Genomic DNA, 16,688 nt, shown 5'->3' with positions numbered 1-16,688 from the left:
CTTAATTTTGAGCGTTCAGCTGAGGTGAATGATGAATAACAGACGAATTCCTAAATATATGCAATTGAAGCATGAACTGCTGTCCTGGTTTGAATCGGGGAAGCTGCAGCGCGGCCAGCAGGTACCTTCGGAGAACGAGATCGCCGAGCAGTTCGGCATGAGCCGGCAGACGGTTCGCCAAACCTTCGGCGAACTGGAGAAGGAGGGCTGGCTGGAACGGATTCAGGGTAAGGGAACCTTCGCCCGGAGCCCGGAACGCCGCGAAAGCGAGCAGGTCAAGACGATCGGTATCATAACGACGTATATATCGGATTATATATTTCCGCATATCGTGCGGGGAGCCGAAGCGGAGCTGCGCAGCCAGGGTTACAGGCTTCTGTTGTCCAGCACGGACAACAACAAGGAGAAGGAAATGGAGAGCCTTCAGCTGATGACGAGCCAGCCGCTCAGCGGGCTTATTATCGAGCCGACGAAGAGTGCAGAGGGCAACCCGAATTTGGCCTATTTCCTGGAGCTTCAGGAGAAGGGCATCCCCTACCTGATGATCAACGAAAAATACAGGGAACTGGAGTGTGCCTGTCTCAAGGTGGATGATGAAGCCGGAGGTTATAAGGCAGCGAATTACTTGCTGGAGCGGGGCCATACCCAGATCGCCGGCTTTTTCAAACGGGACGACCTGCAGGGTGTGAACCGGCTGAAGGGATTTCTGGGCGCGCATAAGGCAGCCGGAATCAGCGCCTCTCCGAAAAGAGTGGTCACCTACACGACCGAACAGAAAAACGACCTGCCATACCAGATGGCACTGCAGATGCTGGCAGAAGGGGAGGGCCGCCCAACAGCCTTTGTATGCTATAACGATGAGCTTGCCGTCATTCTGTTGGAGGCTGTGTCCGCAAGCGGTCTGAAGGTTCCGGAAGATGTGTCCGTCATCGGATTCGACGATTCGAGCCTTGCCGCAGCTTCCGGGACGAAGCTGACAACGCTGACACATCCCAAGACGGTGATGGGGCAGGCGGCAGCCAGCCGGCTGATTGCCATGATTGAGCGCGGCGAGGGAGCGGAGGATGTGGTGTATGAGCCTGAACTCATCGAAAGGGACTCCGTTACCGCAAGAGCAGATGGGTAAAGGCTGAGGGTCTGCCGCTGGGCAGGCTTTTCATGCAACAACTTGTACGTACAAATAAATCAGAGAAGGATGTGTCTGTATGCTGGAAGCGTTGAAACAGCAGGTGCTTGAGGCTAACTTGGCTTTGCCCAAACACGGACTTGTCACTTTTACTTGGGGGAACGTAAGCGGTATTGACCGGGAGGCAGGACTGTTCGTCATCAAGCCGAGCGGAGTTCCCTATGAGGATTTGAAGGCGGAAGACATGGTGGTCGTCGATTTGGAAGGAAACGTGGTCGAAGGAGACTTGCGGCCATCTTCCGATACGCCCACGCATATGGTGTTATACCGGTCATTTCCCGATATCGGCGGAGTTGTACATACCCATTCGCCGTGGGGAACAAGCTGGGCTCAAGCCGGGCGGGCGCTCCCGGCGTCCGGCACGACGCATGCCGATTACTTTTACGGTGAGATTCCCGTGACGCGTCCCATGACGAAAGTGGAGATCGAGGGTGCTTACGAACTGGAGACCGGCCATGTCATCGTCGAACGCTTTCGCGAGCTGGGACTGGATCCGATGCAGGTTCCGGGTGTGCTGGTTCATGCCCATGCCCCTTTCGTATGGGGAAGCGATGCGGGCAATGCGGTTCATAACGCGGTCGTTCTTGAGGAAGTGGCGAAGATCACGGCACGCATGCTGCAGCTGAACCCGGACAGTCAGCCGATGGACTCTTCTTTGCTGGACCGGCACTTCCTGCGCAAGCATGGGGCCGGCGCTTATTACGGCCAGAAGCTTTAACCAGAAACTTTTTCCGGTTATTTCAGTCCAACCTCTTAGTCAGCAATCGTCATAACTCGCACTTATCGATGTGGAGGGATTCTTATGAGCAAGAAGTACACGATTGGCGTGGATTACGGAACGCAGTCCGGGCGCGCTGTTCTGGTGGAATTATCGAACGGCAGGGAAGTGGCGGATCATGTTACGCCCTACCCGCATCATGTCATTGATGAACGGCTGCCTGGTTCCGGCCGGAGGCTGGCCCATGATTGGGCCCTGCAGCATCCGGCGGATTATCTGGAAGTGCTGCGGCGCTCCGTGCCGGCAGTCATCCGCGAGTCAGGCGTCGACCCGGAGGACATCATCGGCATCGGCATCGATTTTACCGCCTGCACCATGCTGCCGGTGGATGCTGACGGGCAGCCACTTTGCCTGAAGCCGGAGCTTCAGGACGATCCCCACAGCTGGGTGAAGCTGTGGAAGCATCATGCGGCGCAGCCGGAGGCGGATCTGATCAACAAGATCGCGGCGGAGCGAGGGGAAGCTTTCCTCCCGCGTTACGGGGGCAAGATTTCTTCGGAATGGATGATTGCCAAGGTGTGGCAGATCCTTGATGAAGCGCCGGAAATCTATGAGCAGACGGATCTGTTCCTGGAAGCGGCCGATTGGGTGGTTTCGCAAATGACCGGCAGAATCGTACGCAACAGCTGTACCGCCGGCTACAAAGCAATCTGGCACAAGCAGGACGGCTATCCGGACAAGGCGTATTTCAAAGCGCTCGATCCACGGCTTGAGGATTTAACCGAAACCAAGCTGCGCGGGGAAGTGATTCCGCTTGGAACGAATGCGGGAGGCCTGACGGAGACGATGGCAGCGGTGATGGGGCTGAAACCGGGCATTGCCGTAGCTGCGGGGAACGTCGATGCGCATGCTGCCGTGCCGGCCGTAGGCGTAGTCACACCAGGGAAGCTCGTCATGGCCATGGGAACATCGATTTGTCATATGCTGCTCGGAACGGAAGAGAAGCAGGTTGAGGGCATGTGCGGCGTCGTCGAGGACGGCATCATCCCTGGACTGTTCGGATATGAGGCAGGGCAATCCGCGGTGGGGGATATTTTCGAATGGTATGTTGAGGAAGCGCTTCCGGCCTATGTGAAAGAGACCGCTGTGAACGAAGGCCTGGGCATTCACGCATGGCTGGAGAAGGAAGCTGCGCTGTATAAGCCGGGAAAAACCGGGCTGCTGGCCCTCGATTGGTGGAACGGGAACCGCTCGGTGCTTGTGGATACAGATTTGACCGGTCTGCTGGTCGGCATGACGCTCCTGACCAAACCGCAGGAAATATACCGGGCACTCCTGGAGGCAACGGCCTTCGGCACACGCAAGATCATTGATGCCTTCACTTCCAGCGGCGTGGGCGTGGATGTCCTGTATGCATGCGGGGGATTGCCGCAGAAAAATAAGCTGCTCATGCAGATTTATGCGGACGTGACCAACCGCGAAATTTTCGTGGCGGACTCCAAGCAGACGCCCGCACTCGGCGCAGCTATTTTTGCAGCCGTGGCAGCGGGGGAAAAGGCGGGAGGATACGACACGGTCATTGCAGCGGCAGAGAAGATGGCCAGGGTGAAAGAAGAAACATTCAAGCCCATTCCCGAACATGTGGAAGTCTATGATCGTCTTTATCAGGAGTATCATCTCCTTCACGATTACTTCGGGCGTGGGGCCAATGATGTCATGAAACGGCTGAAAAGCATTAAAAAGTCTGCGGAATAGGCTGGAGGGCCGCTTAAGGATAATCATGGGAGGGATCAGCATGAACAAGATCTGGAAGGAGCACGGTCTGGACCGGATCGTGCTTGAAAGAGGAGCACTGGGGCAAGCAGCTTCCTATCTCGAGAAGCAAGGATATCGCCACGTCATTCTGGCAGCCGATGAACATACGTATGAGGCTTCCGGCAGGCAGCTGGAGGAGCTGCTTCGGCCGATGAACGTGCAGTCTAGTCTGTGCATCATCGAGCCGGGGCATGCAGGGGATGTGGTCGCGGATGAGCAGGCGATCCTGCAGCTGCTGCTTGAGGTCGATCCCGGACGGACGGAAGCGGTGATAGCGGTCGGTTCAGGCACCATTCATGATATCGTCCGCTTTGTCTGCCATAAAACGGGTAAGCCGTTCATTTCTGTGCCGACGGCTCCATCGGTGGACGGGTTTACCTCGAAAGGCGCTCCGCTAATCATTCGCGGCGTGAAGAAGACATTCCCCGCATGTGCGCCGGCGGCCATCTTTGCTGACCTGGACATTTTGACGCAAGCTCCGCAGCGGCTGGTTGCTGCCGGATTTGGAGATATGCTGGGCAAATACACCTCGCTTTTCGATTGGAAGTTCTCGCATTTGACAGCAGGCGAGCCATACCATGAGGAGGCGGCAGCCATAACCGGGAAGGCCCTGCGTTCCTGCGTGGAGCATGCGGATGCGATCGGGCAGCGGACAGAGGAAGGCATACGGATTCTCATGAATGCCCTGATTGAATCCGGGATTGCCATGCTGATTTTCGGGCAGTCCCACCCGGCTTCCGCAGCGGAGCATCATCTTTCGCATTATTGGGAAATGGAGTTCCTGCGCAGGGGCAGCCGCGCGCTTCTGCATGGAGCCAAGGTGGGAGCCGCTTGCGCCGAAATATCACGCATATACCATGATGCCGCTTACCGCGGGATCTTTCCGGGGAAGCAGCCTGAGGCCTTGTCCTTGCATGGGGACACAGTGCGCGAATGGCTTAAGGAAGTGCCTGCTGAGGAGGAGATCCGCTTGCTGCTGGAGCGGGCCGGAGGACCTGTGAGCAGGGAAGAGCTCGGGATCAATGACGAGCTGTTCGAGCGAAGCTTGCGGGAAGCCCATCTTGTGCGCGACCGGCATACGCTGCTGCGGGCGCTGAACGAAGCCTGAAGCAGAAAAGGACCTGAAGCATGAAACGAATGCTTCAGGTCCCTATGAACTCAGTTTTCACTCACGTCATACAGCACGCGCGCGAGCAGATCCTGGCCGTAATTGCCGAAATTTTTGCCGAAAATGGTCAAGCCCCGTTTATTCTCGGACTTCTCCGTGACGGCGATCCGGAAGGTCAGTTCGCTCTTGTAGTCCAGATCGATCTGGTCCAGGGTAACGTCGGAAATCCGGCAGCCATCAATAAAGCTGCCTTCGTGATTGATCCGGATCAGCTTAAGCATGCCGTATTGGTTCAAATGCGGCGGCCACCAGTCCGGGTTAAAGGCGCCGCGTGCATCCCCAAAGTCTCCGGGACTGGTCCAGAAGCCGATCTCGATGCCGTTCACGTAAAAGTAAATGTCAGACGGATAGTTGTCGCAATAGCCGGGGGCTTCGGAGCCAAGCTCCATCGAGAACTGAATCTCCCGGAAGGTCTGGTTCGGCTTCAGGTAGTTGGGGATCCGGTATTCCAGAAAACCCTCTGTGAGCCAAATGATCTCCGCGCCAATCCGCTGCGGATCAGCAAAATAACGCGGGTCGTCAAAGTCGCCGACGATGCTGTCCTTCGTTGCAAGCCCGCAGGTAGGGAGGGCCTGATAATTACTATAGTGACCCACCTGAATTTCCACTTCGTACAAATTGTTCACATCTTTGCTGCGCAGGTCTACCATCAGCTTGTCTTTATTCAGGTAACAAATCTTCTGAATGCCGTGTTTGCCGACACTGGTATTGATCTCAATAAGTCCGCTTTCTTCAAGCTTCTTGACATGCATCGTAATGGCTCCGTTGCTCAGGCCCAGTCTGCCGGCCAGTTCGTTAAGATTGAGGGCCTGATTCTTGGCAAGCAGCTCCAGAATTTGAATCCGGATTTCTGAGCTTAGGGCTTTAAAAATATCGATTCCGCTCATTAAATCTTTGATGTAAATCATATAAGGTATCCCTCTTCCGGTAGGAAATTGAAATGAATGTTTTATTTTAGATAATTATAAACCAATAGCAGCGTGAAAGATAGTCCAGCGACTTTAATTAAAAATAATGTTTAAAAACAGCTCCTCTGAAGGGATATCCGTCTTTTTATTTGTGATTATATAAGCTTGTTAAATGCATGTATTTCAGTGTTTTAAGCAGTATGATGATCCTACCAAACTTTAGTTTTAATAAAATATAAAAAGATTTAGGTTTATGCGTTTACAAGTGGTTTGCTATATGTTATTTTATAACTGTAAGCGGATTCATACGTAAATACTTAAAAACATTTATAGAAACATAAAACAATGCGAAAGGTGATGGATGAATGTCAACCGCAGCACAGAAGGCAAGGGTGATTGCTGACAAAGCCTTTAAGATTGCAGATATCGATAACCGCATTTACGGCTCATTCATTGAGCATTTGGGGCGGGCAGTTTACGGAGGGATTTATGAGCCTGGACATCCGGGAGCAGACGGCCTCGGATTTCGTGAAGACGTGAAGCAGTTGATCCGGGAATTGGGAGTGCCGATTATCCGTTATCCTGGAGGGAATTTCGTCTCGGGATATAACTGGGAAGATGGCGTTGGGCCTGTGAACGAGCGTCCCAAGCGTTTGGAGCTGGCTTGGCGGACCACGGAGCCGAACGAAGTCGGAACGAACGAATTCATGCGCTGGGCAGAGGAAGTCGGCTCGGATGTGATGATGGCTGTCAACCTCGGAACCCGGGGCGTGGATGCAGCCAGGAATCTGTTGGAGTACTGCAACCATCCTTCAGGAAGCTATTACAGTGATTTGCGCCGCAGTCACGGATATGAGCAGCCTCACCGCGTGAAGACCTGGTGCCTCGGCAACGAGATGGACGGACCTTGGCAGATCGGACAGAAGACACCGGTTGAATACGGAAGATTGGCTTACGAAACCGCCAAGGCGATGCGCCTCGTGGACCCGGATATCGAGCTTGTCTCCTGCGGAAGCTCAAGTACCGGAATGCCGACCTTTCCCGAATGGGAAGCGACCACGCTCGACCACACCTATGACGTTGCCGATTACATATCGCTTCACCAATATTACGGCAACCGGGACGGGGACAGCGCGAATTATCTGGCCCGGACGATGGACATGGAACATTTCATCCGGACCGTGACCGCTACCTGCGATTACATCAAAGCGAAGAAGCGCAGCAAGAAAACGATGTATCTCAGCTTCGATGAATGGAATGTGTGGTACCACTCCAACGATGCGGATACGAAAATCGAGCCTTGGAGCGTCGGACCGCCGCAGCTGGAGGATGTGTACAATTTCGAGGATGCCCTGCTCGTCGGCGGCATGCTGATTACGCTGATCCGCCATGCCGACCGCGTCAAGATGGCATGCATGGCCCAGCTTGTTAACGTGATCGCCCCGATTATGACGGAAGCCGGAGGCCGCGCCTGGAAGCAAACGATCTTTTATCCATACCTTCATGCTTCTCTGCATGGACGCGGTACATCACTGCAACCAATTATCGATTCGCCGAAATATGACGCACAGGACTTCACGGATGTGCCTTATCTGGACAGCGCCATTGTCTTTAATGAAGCGGAAGATGAATTGACCATCTTCGCGCTGAACCGCCATCTGACCGAGGCGCTTGACCTGGAATGCGATGTCCGCAGCTTTGCCGGCTACGAGCTGGTAGAACACATCGTGCTTGAGCATGACAATTTGAAAGCGGTGAACACCGCAGCCGAAGAACAAGTCAAACCTCATTCCAGAGGAGGGGCGGTATGCCGGGACGGTTACATCCAGGCCCGCTTATCCAAGGCTTCATGGAATGTTATACGTTTGAAAAAAAGTAAATAAGCCGTTTCTAAAATAACGATGCGGGAGGGTCAAGAATGAAGAAAAAATGGTTGGTCACGCTGCTGGTGCTCACGATGACGACGCTTTTATGGGGATGCGGCAGCAAGTCGTCTTCATCCCAGGGGGAAACCTCGGTGCTGGATGCCGGGGCGGGAGAAAGCGCAACGGAATTATCCTATTGGACCTTTGTGGAACTGCATGGACAGCATTTCGAGAAAATGCTTGAAAAGTGGAACGCGGCGAACCCGGATCGCCAAATCAAGCTGAACGTAACGGTGATGCCTTACGACGATATGCATAACAAGCTGTCGATCGCCGTCCAGACCGGCGTCGGCGCTCCGGATATCGCGGACATCGAGCTGGGCAAGTACCCGGACTTCATGAAGGGAACCCCGCAGCTTGAGCCTTTGGATGATGTGGTGAAGCAGTACAAAGACACGGTTGTTCAATCGCAGCTCGATCTGTACAGCAAGGATGGAACCGTATACGGCTTGTCCACGCATGTCGGCGCTTCCGTAGCCTTTTACAATACGGAAATCTTGAAGGAAGCGGGCGTGGATTACAAGACGATCGTCACCTGGGATGATTTCAAGAAGGCGGGCATGCAGGTGTACGAGAAAACCGGCAAATACATGGGAACGGCTGACACCAGCGCGACATGGCAGGAATCCATGATGCTTGCCCAGCAGGGAGCCGATTTTACCGACGAGGCTGGCAATCCGAAGGTAAACTCCGAGCAAATGATCAAGGGATTGACCATTCTGAAGGACCTGAAGGACAACAACGTAATTGCAACCATCGCGGGCGGACAGCCGGACACCGAGGAGGCGTACGGAGAATTCAACTCCGGAAATTATGCGACGGCATTCATGCCGCTGTGGGAGATGTCCCGTTACACCAACTATATGGCGGACCTTTCCGGCAAAATTGCCATTGCACCAATTCCGGTCATCGAGAAGGGCATGCCTCGTTCTTATGGCGGGGGCGGAACGGCGACGGTCGTAACCAAAACGGCCAAGGACATACAGCTTGCCAAGGAATTCATCGCTTATGCGAAGCTCTCGCTGGATGCAAACATTGAAATCTGGAACACGCTCGGATTCGATCCGATCAACATGGACGTGTGGAACATGAAGGACGTGACGCATAATCCGGATAACAAGTTCGTGAAGTATTTCGTGAACAATCCTTTTGACGTGCTGAACGAAATAAAAGACGAAATTCAGCTTATCAAATCCACGCCGGCAAGCCCGACCATTAACAATGTGCTCTGCACGGTGACCCTGAACGAGATTTTCGAGGACGGCAAGGATATCAAAAAGGCGCTGGACGATGCCCAGGCACAAATCGAGCAGGAATTGAAATAAGCCGTCACGGCGCCAAAACTTGAGAGCTGCCCGGCGTAGGGGCGGCTCTCTTTCCAAAGGGGTAGGAGGCTATGATCAAAAGGTTTCTGTATTCGCAAAAGGTCGCTCCTTATGTGTTCGTACTGCCATTCATACTGGTATTTCTTATATTTTGGGTATATCCGCTGGGCAGTTCGCTCAGCATGAGCTTTCAAAAGGTAACGCTTGGGCAGGATGCGCAGTGGATCGGCTTCGATAACTATACCAAGCTGATGGGTGACAAAACCTTTTTTAAAGCGGTCGCGAACAGTGCGGTATATATGGTGCTGACGCTCGTCATTCTGATCCCGTTTCCCATGCTCTTTGCTGTCCTGATCAACAGCAAGTTCATGTGGGCGAAGGAGTTTTTTAAATCCTCGTTCTTCTTCCCGGCACTGACTTCCGTCGTGGTCGCAGGTACGATTTTCCGGCTGATGTTCGGTGAAATGGAGGGATCGTTGATCAACAGCATACTGGGTCTCTTCGGGATCGAACCGATGAAATTTTTGAAGGGCCAGGTTACGGGCTACATCGCTTTGGTCGCGCTGGCTACATGGAGATGGACCGGCGTGAACATGCTGTATTTCCTGTCGGGCCTTAAAAATATTCCGGACGATTATTACGAAGCCGCTTCGATCGACGGAGCCTCCCGTTGGCAGAAATTCACGCGGATCACGATGCCCTTGCTCAAGCCGACGTCAATATATGTGCTGACCATCAGCATCTATGCGGGTCTGGCCATGTTCATCGAGAGCATGATGCTTTGGAACGGCAACAACTCCCCCAAAAATATCGGTCTGACCATCGTGGGTTACCTCTACCGCCAAGGCATCGAGAAGAACAACCTGGGATATGCGGCCGCGGTCGGCATTGTGCTGCTTGCGATCACGATGATCATTAACCTGACTCAGCTGGCATTCTCCGGAATGTTCAAGAAGGAGGATTAATCATGAAAAAAGATGCGGCAGCCAAAATCGTCCTCTTCTTATTTTTTGCGGTGGTGTGCCTCCTGATCCTGATTCCTTTTTACGCGGTCACGATTGCGTCCTTCAAGCCGGGAGAGGATCTGATCCGTTATGGCCTGAACCTGCGGTTTGATCTGTCGGTGATGAGCTTCGATAATTTTGCTTATTTATTTACCGGTGATCATGCGTATTTCCAATGGTTTTTTAATTCCTTGTTTTTGACGGTCGTGCAGGTGGCTTTGACATTGATCGTCAGCGCGACGGTTGCTTACGGCTTTTCCGCCTATGAGTTCAAAGGGAAAAACATTCTGTTCATTTGCGTGCTTCTCATCATGATGGTTCCATTTGAGATTTTGCTGCTGCCGCTGTATACGCTGATTTTTAACATCGGACTCATGAATACCTATTCCGCGATTATTTTGCCGGGGGTGGCGAGCGCGGCCACGATTTTCTTTTTCCGGCAGTATCTCAGCGGTATTCCCAAGGAAATCATTTCGGCGGGCCGGGTGGATGGCGCCTCCGAATACGGTATATATCTTCGTTTGATTCTGCCGATCATGAAGCCGTCGTTTGCGGCTATGGCGATTCTGAATGGAATGAACAGCTGGAACAACTTCCTGTGGCCATTCATGGTGCTGAGCGACGACCGCAAATACACGCTGCCGATCGGTCTGAAGACACTGCTGACGCCTTACGGCAACAACTATGATCTCCTGATTGTCGGTTCGTTCTTCTCGATTATTCCGATCTTTATCCTGTTTATGGCTTTCCAGAAGTATTTTATCGACGGGATGACGGCAGGCGCGGTGAAGGGGTAAATGAAGGGTCAGTATGACGCTACTGAATAACTACAACGTGGAAATGGAAAGCGAGGACGTGAATGATGATTAACATGCACATGAACGCGAAGCAGCCCCAGGGAACCATCAGCCGTTACATATACGGACAATTTGCCGAGCATCTTGGAAGATGCATTTATGAGGGCATTTGGGTAGGGAAAGATTCTCCCATCCCGAATACGGAAGGCTACCGCACGGATGTGCTGGAGGCGCTCCGAAACATTAACATTCCGGTGCTGCGCTGGCCGGGCGGCTGCTTTGCGGACGAGTACCACTGGATGGACGGCATTGGTCCCGAATCGCAGCGGGCCCGGATGATCAACAACAATTGGGGCGGCGTGGAGGAAAACAATCATTTCGGCACGCATGAGTTCCTGCGCTTATGCGAACTGCTGGGGACAGAGCCGTATATCAGCGGGAATGTCGGCAGCGGCACGGTAAGGGAAATGCAGCAGTGGGTCGAATATATGACCTTTGACGGTGAATCCCCCATGGCCGGCCTGCGCAAGTCGAATGGGCGCGAAGAGCCCTGGAAGCTGCCCTTTTTCGGCGTAGGGAACGAGAACTGGGGCTGCGGCGGTAACATGAGACCGGAATATTATGCGGATCTGTATCGTCACTATGCTACTTATGTCCGCAATTACGGCGGAAACCGCGTATACAAAATCGCCTGCGGGCCTAACACCGCCGACTATCATTGGACCGAGGTGTTGATGCGTGAAGCGGCAGGGTTGATGGATGGCTTAAGCCTTCACTACTATACGCTTCCGACGGGCGACTGGTCAGGCAGCAAAGGCTCGGCAACCGAATTTGGAATAGATGAGTGGTTCGGGACCCTGAAAAACACGCTGCATATGGAAGAGCTGATTATCAAGCATTCGGCCATCATGGATAAGTACGACCCCGAAGGCCGGGTCGGGCTGATCGTCGATGAATGGGGCGGCTGGTATGATGTCGAGCCGGGCACCAATCCGGGATTCCTGTATCAGCAAAATACGCTCCGCGACGCCCTGATCGCAGGCATTAATCTGAATTTGTTCCATAAGTACAGCAAACGGGTCAAAATGGCCAATATCGCGCAGGTGGTCAACGTTCTGCAAGCGATGGTGCTGACGGAAGGAGACCGAATGCTGCTGACCCCGACATACCATGTGTTCGATATGTACAAAGTACATCAGGACGCCAAAATGCTGGACGTCAGCATTGAGAGCCCGGTGTATAAGCATGGAAACGAGAGTATTCCTCAGCTGAGCGTATCGGCATCCATCGATGCCAGCGGCGTGATACATCTGTCTGTCTGCAATTTGCATCATGCGGAGACGGCTTCCGTCTGCTGCCGGATGGAGGGGGCTCAAGGCAATCAGGTTACGGGCACCGTGCTGTCGCATGCTTCGCTGAATGCCCACAACACATTCGACAAGCCTGAGGTAGTCGCGCCAATGCCGTTCACGGGAGCACGCCTGGAAGCAGGGGAGCTGCATATCGAGCTGCCGCCAGCCTCTGTCGTCGTGCTCGCGATTCTCTAGGTGCGCGGTATGCAGCAGCGCCACAACCTATGCAAGGGCTGCACGGAGAGCGTACGCGTGACGCCGGACAAACTGCAGCGGCTCGTGGAGATCGCCACCCGCTGCAGGGAGACGGCAGCCGATGAAATATATGCGCAGCGAATGCAGCAATGCGCCCGTTGTCCGGGGCTGCAATACGGCACAACCTGCCGTTATTGCGGCTGTCTGGTTGCCGTCAAAGCGCGGCTGCAGGATTCCGTTTGTCCATACCCCCTGCTATCCAGGTGGGAGTAGCGGCTACGGACTGCAATAGCGGAGATGAATATGTATGATAACAACTTGACTCACATAAAGGAGAACTTAGAATGGAGAGAAACCGAAACCGGGAATACCGTAATCCGATCGTGTGGCAGCGCGCCGATCCTTGGGTGTATAAGCATAAGGATGGCTATTATTATTTCACGGCTTCGGTGCCGGAATATGACCGGATCGAAATCCGCAGATCCAAATTGCTTCAGGGTTTAGGCGAGGCTGAGCCGGTCACGGTATGGCGCAAGCACGAAACCGGTGCGCTGAGCGCAAATATATGGGCACCCGAGCTTCACTATATTGAAGGAAAATGGTATATCTATTTTGCTGCAGCGCGGTCGACCGAAACCATGGAGGGCCTGTTCGATCACCGGATGTATGTGCTCGAGAATGCCTCGGAGAATCCGCTGGAAGGGCAGTGGGTGGAGAAAGGGCAGGTCCGCACGAGATGGGAATCCTTTGCGCTGGATGCGACGACGTTCGATCACCGCGGTGTCCGTTATTACGTTTGGGCCCAAAAGGATCCGGACATCGAAGGCAATTCGAATTTGTATATATCGGAGATGCTCAATCCTTGGACGCTGACCGGAGAACAAACGATGATTTCCACGCCAGAGTATCCTTGGGAAGTCATCGGGTTTAAGGTGAACGAGGGGGCGGCCGTCCTGAAACGAAACGGCCGCATTTACATCAGTTACTCGGCCAGCGCGACGGATCATCACTACTGTATGGGCCTGCTTCAGGCGGATGAGAACGCCGATCTGCTGGATCCGGCTTCCTGGTCCAAGTCTGCGGAGCCCGTGTTCCAGACTTCGGAAGAGAACGGACAATACGGGCCGGGACATAACAGCTTTACCGTCTCGGAATCCGGGGAGGATGTCCTCGTCTACCATGCCCGGAATTACAAAGAAATCACGGGCGATCCGCTGTACGATCCGAACCGTCATACGAGGGTTCAGGCGTTCGCCTGGAATGTAGACGGAACGCCGAATTTCGGTGTTCCGGTTCCGGATGCTGCCGAGAAGGGCGCGTCCAGCGTCCAGGATTAATTATTGATGATAAGTTCTGTTGTCTGGAGAGAAGATGCACCCCTCACGCTGAACAGACGCATGGTCATCATCCACCCCTCAGCTTCATGCAGGACGTAAGCGATTAATGCGGTATTCCAAACGGTATATTTTCGAATTGGACTACAAGACTACTGGAAACTCAATAATAAGATACCCGTCTAGAAAGGTGGCAGCAATGCCATCTTTTTATTTGGGCTTTAGCCAGTTGAGAATGTGTCGGCTTCCGGAAAAGCGTTAGCGGTCGCCTCTCTGATTTATCATACAGTGCTGCATTGAATGATTCCCCATGAATCAGATGGAAGAAAACGGTATACTACGAATAAAACAGCTTAGATTTAATGAAGGAGGTAAAAAAACATGAGCATGCAAAAGCCGTCCATCATCGTGGTCACAGGCATTATGGCCAGCGGAAAGTCGACCGTCGCGCAGCTGCTTGCCGAGCGTCTGGAAAGATCGGTCCATCTGCGCGGCGACCTGTTCCGCAGAATGATCGTCAACGATCGGCGGGAGGTAGGGCCGGGCGCCGATCAGTCAGAGCTGGAGCAGCTGAGGCTTCGTTACCGACTGACTGCGCAAGCCGCAGAGACCTATTTGCAGGCAGGCTTCCATGTCGTCGTTCAGGACGTGATTATCGGCAAAATGCTGGAGGTCTTTGTATCGTTCCTGGACACGCGTCCCTTTTATATGGTTGTTCTATGTCCAAAGCCGGCTGTCGTAGCAGAAAGGGAAGCAGGACGAGCGAAGAAAGGCTATGGGGAGTGGACGGTGCAGTCTCTGGACGAGGTGCTGCGCAGCGAAACGCCCCGGATTGGCATGTGGCTGGACACTTCGCCGTTGACGCCGGAGCAGACGGCGGATGAGATTTTGAATCATGTGTGGGAATTGGGGCTCATATCAGGGTAAGGTTATAACGATTAAACCGGCACTATAGATCCCCATATTTCCTCCTGTAGTGACTCAGCACAAGCAGCGGCCAGATGTGCCGATAACTATGATAATGGGTATAATAGCTGCCCGGGAGGCCTGCACCTTCCGGGTAGGCTGTTGGCCAATGATGCTCTTTGACCGAGGCAATCAGTCGGTGAATCCCTTTATTGATGGCAGCGGTCGGCCGCGGATGAACCGAGATAAGCGCGTCTAACGCCCATGCCGTCTGCGAAGGGGTGCTTTCCCCTAAAGGCTCATAGTGCATCTTCCGGTCACTGCTGCAGGATTCTCCCCACCCGCCGTCTTGGTTTTGGATGCTTAACAGCCATTTTGCGCCTTTTTGCAACGTGTCATCGTCTGTGGAGAGGCCGACAGCCGTTAAGCCGGTTAAGGCGGCCCAAGTGCCATAAATATAACAAATTCCCCATCTGCCGTACCATGATCCATCTTTCTCCTGATGCTTCATAAGCCATTTCATTCCGCGTTGGATAAATTCGTGGCGGATGCCAAGCCCGCAGAAGTTCCCCAGAAACTCGAGGGTCCGTCCGGTAAGATCAGCTTCCGAGGGATCGATTGCCGCGGATTTGGCGCCATCGATGGCGAGCCAAGTGAGTATTTCCTTGTTGGTGTTTTTTTCGAATGACGGCCAGCCGCCGTCTTTATTTTGCATGGACAGCACCCAGCTCAGTCCGCGATTCCACGAATCCAGATAGATAGGATCGGTTTGGGACAAGGTATGGATCGCCCGCAAAGCGGCTGTGCTGTCATCCACATCCGGATTTATGGCATTGGATTCTGAGAATCCCCACCCGCCGGGGATAATGCCGGGATTATGAATGCTCCAATCGCCTGGTTGATTCTGCTGTCTGGAGAGGAGATACGCATTCGCACGTCGAACAGCCGCGTGGTTATCATTCCCCGCGGCTTCTTGCAGGGCGTAAGCAATTAAAGCGGTATCCCAAACGGTAGAGGGGGAGTTTTGAATCGTCGTTTTCCCATCGAAGCTGTACTGCATTCCCGTTAAACCTTGAACGGCATCCACTATAATGGAATGTTCCTTGTCGTAACCGAGCGCGAGGAAGGCGAGAACCATGAGAATCGTGCTGGAGGCATAGCTGTAAAGGGTGCCGTCCTTCTCAATCCGCTTCAGCATGAATTCCTCAGCCCTTGCTGTTGCGGCTTCATGGATGAAGCGGGGAGTACCAATAAGCCGGTTCATGCCTCTTTGGATGTCTGCCTGTATCTGCCGGGATTCGATAGAGGGCTCCTCATCGGGATCATTTCGGGGATCGTTCAGATCGGATAAGTCTGGGATAAGCTCGGATTTTATAGAAAAATGCCGGTCAGCCATCACCAGCATCGGGATCAGATGGACTCTTGAATAACCGGAAAACTCAAAGATGTTGATCGGAAAGGAAGATGGGAAAAGCAAAATCGCAAGCGGTATCATCGAAACGCCGGCAGGCCACTTGCGCTGCCCGGTCGCGGCAAGGATGGCTTTGGTCAAGACGCTGGTCACTTTTCCAAGCCCGCCTTTGGATTGTATAAAACGCTTGGCCCGCTGAATCGGTTCATCCGCTGATTGGCTGTATCCGGAACAGAGCAGGGCGTAATAGTTTTCAACCGAGACTGATAAATTCCCCTCTCCTTCATCGACATACAACTTCCAGCAGCCTTCGGGCAGCTGCTCGGCAAGAATCCGATCATGCAGCTGCCTGATAAGGGCTTCATTCGGAACGTTCAAAATCCGAAAAAGTATGATTATAAATGCATCGATCGTCGTCCCGTTTTCAAAGCAGTAATGCCAGGATCCGTCTTGCCGCTGCTGCTGGATCAGGGATTCTGTCATCCTCCCGATTTCGTCTTCAACTGTGCTCAGCATATGGCCCATGTCACGGGCACCTCCGAAGTTTTATTTTTAGCATTATATGTTGACCTGGAGAGTGAAATGAGGAGCGGAGTGCTCAGGTTTATGATATTGTGAATTCTTGATGTACTGATCCTTTCGGG

14 protein-coding genes are annotated in these 16,688 nt (G+C 53.3%); 12 read left to right on the top strand and 2 right to left on the bottom strand.

From position 1 onward, the window contains the following. Positions 1-31 precede the first annotated feature (31 nt). The 4 genes from ACTHPM_RS13485 (at position 32) to ACTHPM_RS13470 (ending at position 4,827) form a co-directional block, all read left to right on the top strand. On the top strand, positions 32-1,126 hold the full coding sequence (locus ACTHPM_RS13485) for a GntR family transcriptional regulator (RefSeq protein WP_440395846.1): 1,095 nt from the start codon (positions 32-34) through the stop codon (positions 1,124-1,126). Between the two features lie 79 nt (positions 1,127-1,205). Beyond that, positions 1,206-1,904 carry an L-ribulose-5-phosphate 4-epimerase gene (araD, locus tag ACTHPM_RS13480; protein WP_440395847.1) on the top strand — a complete coding sequence of 233 codons (699 nt, stop codon included), beginning with the start codon at positions 1,206-1,208 and terminating at the stop codon, positions 1,902-1,904. 84 nt (positions 1,905-1,988) lie between these two features. Further along, a complete protein-coding gene (locus ACTHPM_RS13475) occupies positions 1,989-3,659 on the top strand; it encodes a ribulokinase (RefSeq protein WP_440395848.1) in 1,671 nt (556 codons plus the stop codon). 40 nt (positions 3,660-3,699) lie between these two features. After that, a complete protein-coding gene (locus tag ACTHPM_RS13470) occupies positions 3,700-4,827 on the top strand; it encodes a sn-glycerol-1-phosphate dehydrogenase (RefSeq protein WP_440395849.1) in 1,128 nt (375 codons plus the stop codon). Positions 4,828-4,877: 50 nt separating this feature from the next. Here ACTHPM_RS13470 and ACTHPM_RS13465 read toward each other — a convergent pair whose 3' ends face one another. Beyond that, positions 4,878-5,795, bottom strand: a complete 918-nt coding sequence (locus ACTHPM_RS13465) for an ArsR/SmtB family transcription factor (RefSeq protein ID WP_440395850.1) — start codon at positions 5,793-5,795, stop codon at positions 4,878-4,880. 365 nt (positions 5,796-6,160) lie between these two features. Here ACTHPM_RS13465 and arfA point away from each other — a divergent pair, with 365 nt between their 5' ends. The 8 genes from arfA to ACTHPM_RS13425 all read left to right on the top strand — a co-directional run bounded on the left by arfA (position 6,161) and on the right by ACTHPM_RS13425 (position 14,654). Then, entirely contained in the window at positions 6,161-7,678 is a 1,518-nt protein-coding gene (gene arfA, locus ACTHPM_RS13460; protein ID WP_440395851.1) for an arabinosylfuranosidase ArfA, read from the top strand. Positions 7,679-7,713: 35 nt separating this feature from the next. After that, entirely contained in the window at positions 7,714-9,045 is a 1,332-nt protein-coding gene (locus ACTHPM_RS13455) for an ABC transporter substrate-binding protein (RefSeq protein ID WP_440395853.1), read from the top strand. Between the two features lie 71 nt (positions 9,046-9,116). Further along, entirely contained in the window at positions 9,117-10,010 is an 894-nt protein-coding gene (locus ACTHPM_RS13450; RefSeq protein WP_440395854.1) for a carbohydrate ABC transporter permease, read from the top strand. A 2-nt stretch (positions 10,011-10,012) separates the two neighbouring features. Continuing rightward, complete coding sequence (locus tag ACTHPM_RS13445; protein ID WP_440395855.1) at positions 10,013-10,846, top strand: carbohydrate ABC transporter permease; 834 nt, start codon at positions 10,013-10,015, stop codon at positions 10,844-10,846. 65 nt (positions 10,847-10,911) lie between these two features. Then, positions 10,912-12,393 carry an alpha-N-arabinofuranosidase gene (locus ACTHPM_RS13440; RefSeq protein ID WP_440396246.1) on the top strand — a complete coding sequence of 494 codons (1,482 nt, stop codon included), beginning with the start codon at positions 10,912-10,914 and terminating at the stop codon, positions 12,391-12,393. A gap of 9 nt (positions 12,394-12,402) precedes the next feature. After that, positions 12,403-12,666, top strand: coding sequence for a DUF6171 family protein (locus ACTHPM_RS13435; RefSeq protein ID WP_440395856.1), 264 nt, complete (start codon positions 12,403-12,405; stop codon positions 12,664-12,666). Between the two features lie 71 nt (positions 12,667-12,737). Beyond that, entirely contained in the window at positions 12,738-13,730 is a 993-nt protein-coding gene (locus ACTHPM_RS13430; protein ID WP_440395857.1) for a glycoside hydrolase family 43 protein, read from the top strand. A 378-nt stretch (positions 13,731-14,108) separates the two neighbouring features. After that, on the top strand, positions 14,109-14,654 hold the full coding sequence (locus ACTHPM_RS13425; protein ID WP_440395858.1) for an AAA family ATPase: 546 nt from the start codon (positions 14,109-14,111) through the stop codon (positions 14,652-14,654). 22 nt (positions 14,655-14,676) lie between these two features. On the opposite strand, the gene shc is transcribed toward ACTHPM_RS13425, so the two are convergent. Continuing rightward, the gene (gene shc / locus ACTHPM_RS13420) at positions 14,677-16,569 is read right to left on the bottom strand and encodes a squalene--hopene cyclase (protein WP_440395859.1); all 1,893 of its coding nucleotides are present in this window, start codon (positions 16,567-16,569) and stop codon (positions 14,677-14,679) included. Positions 16,570-16,688: the final 119 nt, after the last annotated feature.

It is taken from the genome of Paenibacillus sp. SAFN-054, assembly GCF_051966755.1.
Taxonomy (GTDB): domain Bacteria; phylum Bacillota; class Bacilli; order Paenibacillales; family Paenibacillaceae; genus Paenibacillus_AQ.
Note: the sequence above shows the minus strand (reverse complement) of the source record. Positions and strands in the feature narration are given on the sequence as shown.

Excerpts from the sequence above, each read along its gene's own strand:
- ACTHPM_RS13470 (WP_440395849.1), top strand. The coding sequence starts at position 3,700 with ATGAACAAGATCTGGAAGGAGCACGGTCTGGACCGGATCGTGCTTGAA.
- ACTHPM_RS13430 (WP_440395857.1), top strand. The coding sequence starts at position 12,738 with ATGGAGAGAAACCGAAACCGGGAATACCGTAATCCGATCGTGTGGCAG.
- shc (WP_440395859.1), bottom strand. The coding sequence starts at position 16,569 with ATGGGCCATATGCTGAGCACAGTTGAAGACGAAATCGGGAGGATGACA.
- ACTHPM_RS13465 (WP_440395850.1), bottom strand. The coding sequence starts at position 5,795 with ATGATTTACATCAAAGATTTAATGAGCGGAATCGATATTTTTAAAGCC.
- ACTHPM_RS13440 (WP_440396246.1), top strand. The coding sequence starts at position 10,912 with ATGATTAACATGCACATGAACGCGAAGCAGCCCCAGGGAACCATCAGC.
- ACTHPM_RS13425 (WP_440395858.1), top strand. The coding sequence starts at position 14,109 with ATGAGCATGCAAAAGCCGTCCATCATCGTGGTCACAGGCATTATGGCC.
- ACTHPM_RS13485 (WP_440395846.1), top strand. The coding sequence starts at position 32 with ATGAATAACAGACGAATTCCTAAATATATGCAATTGAAGCATGAACTG.
- ACTHPM_RS13450 (WP_440395854.1), top strand. The coding sequence starts at position 9,117 with ATGATCAAAAGGTTTCTGTATTCGCAAAAGGTCGCTCCTTATGTGTTC.
- arfA (WP_440395851.1), top strand. The coding sequence starts at position 6,161 with ATGTCAACCGCAGCACAGAAGGCAAGGGTGATTGCTGACAAAGCCTTT.
- ACTHPM_RS13475 (WP_440395848.1), top strand. The coding sequence starts at position 1,989 with ATGAGCAAGAAGTACACGATTGGCGTGGATTACGGAACGCAGTCCGGG.
- ACTHPM_RS13445 (WP_440395855.1), top strand. The coding sequence starts at position 10,013 with ATGAAAAAAGATGCGGCAGCCAAAATCGTCCTCTTCTTATTTTTTGCG.
- ACTHPM_RS13435 (WP_440395856.1), top strand. The coding sequence starts at position 12,403 with ATGCAGCAGCGCCACAACCTATGCAAGGGCTGCACGGAGAGCGTACGC.
- ACTHPM_RS13455 (WP_440395853.1), top strand. The coding sequence starts at position 7,714 with ATGAAGAAAAAATGGTTGGTCACGCTGCTGGTGCTCACGATGACGACG.
- araD (WP_440395847.1), top strand. The coding sequence starts at position 1,206 with ATGCTGGAAGCGTTGAAACAGCAGGTGCTTGAGGCTAACTTGGCTTTG.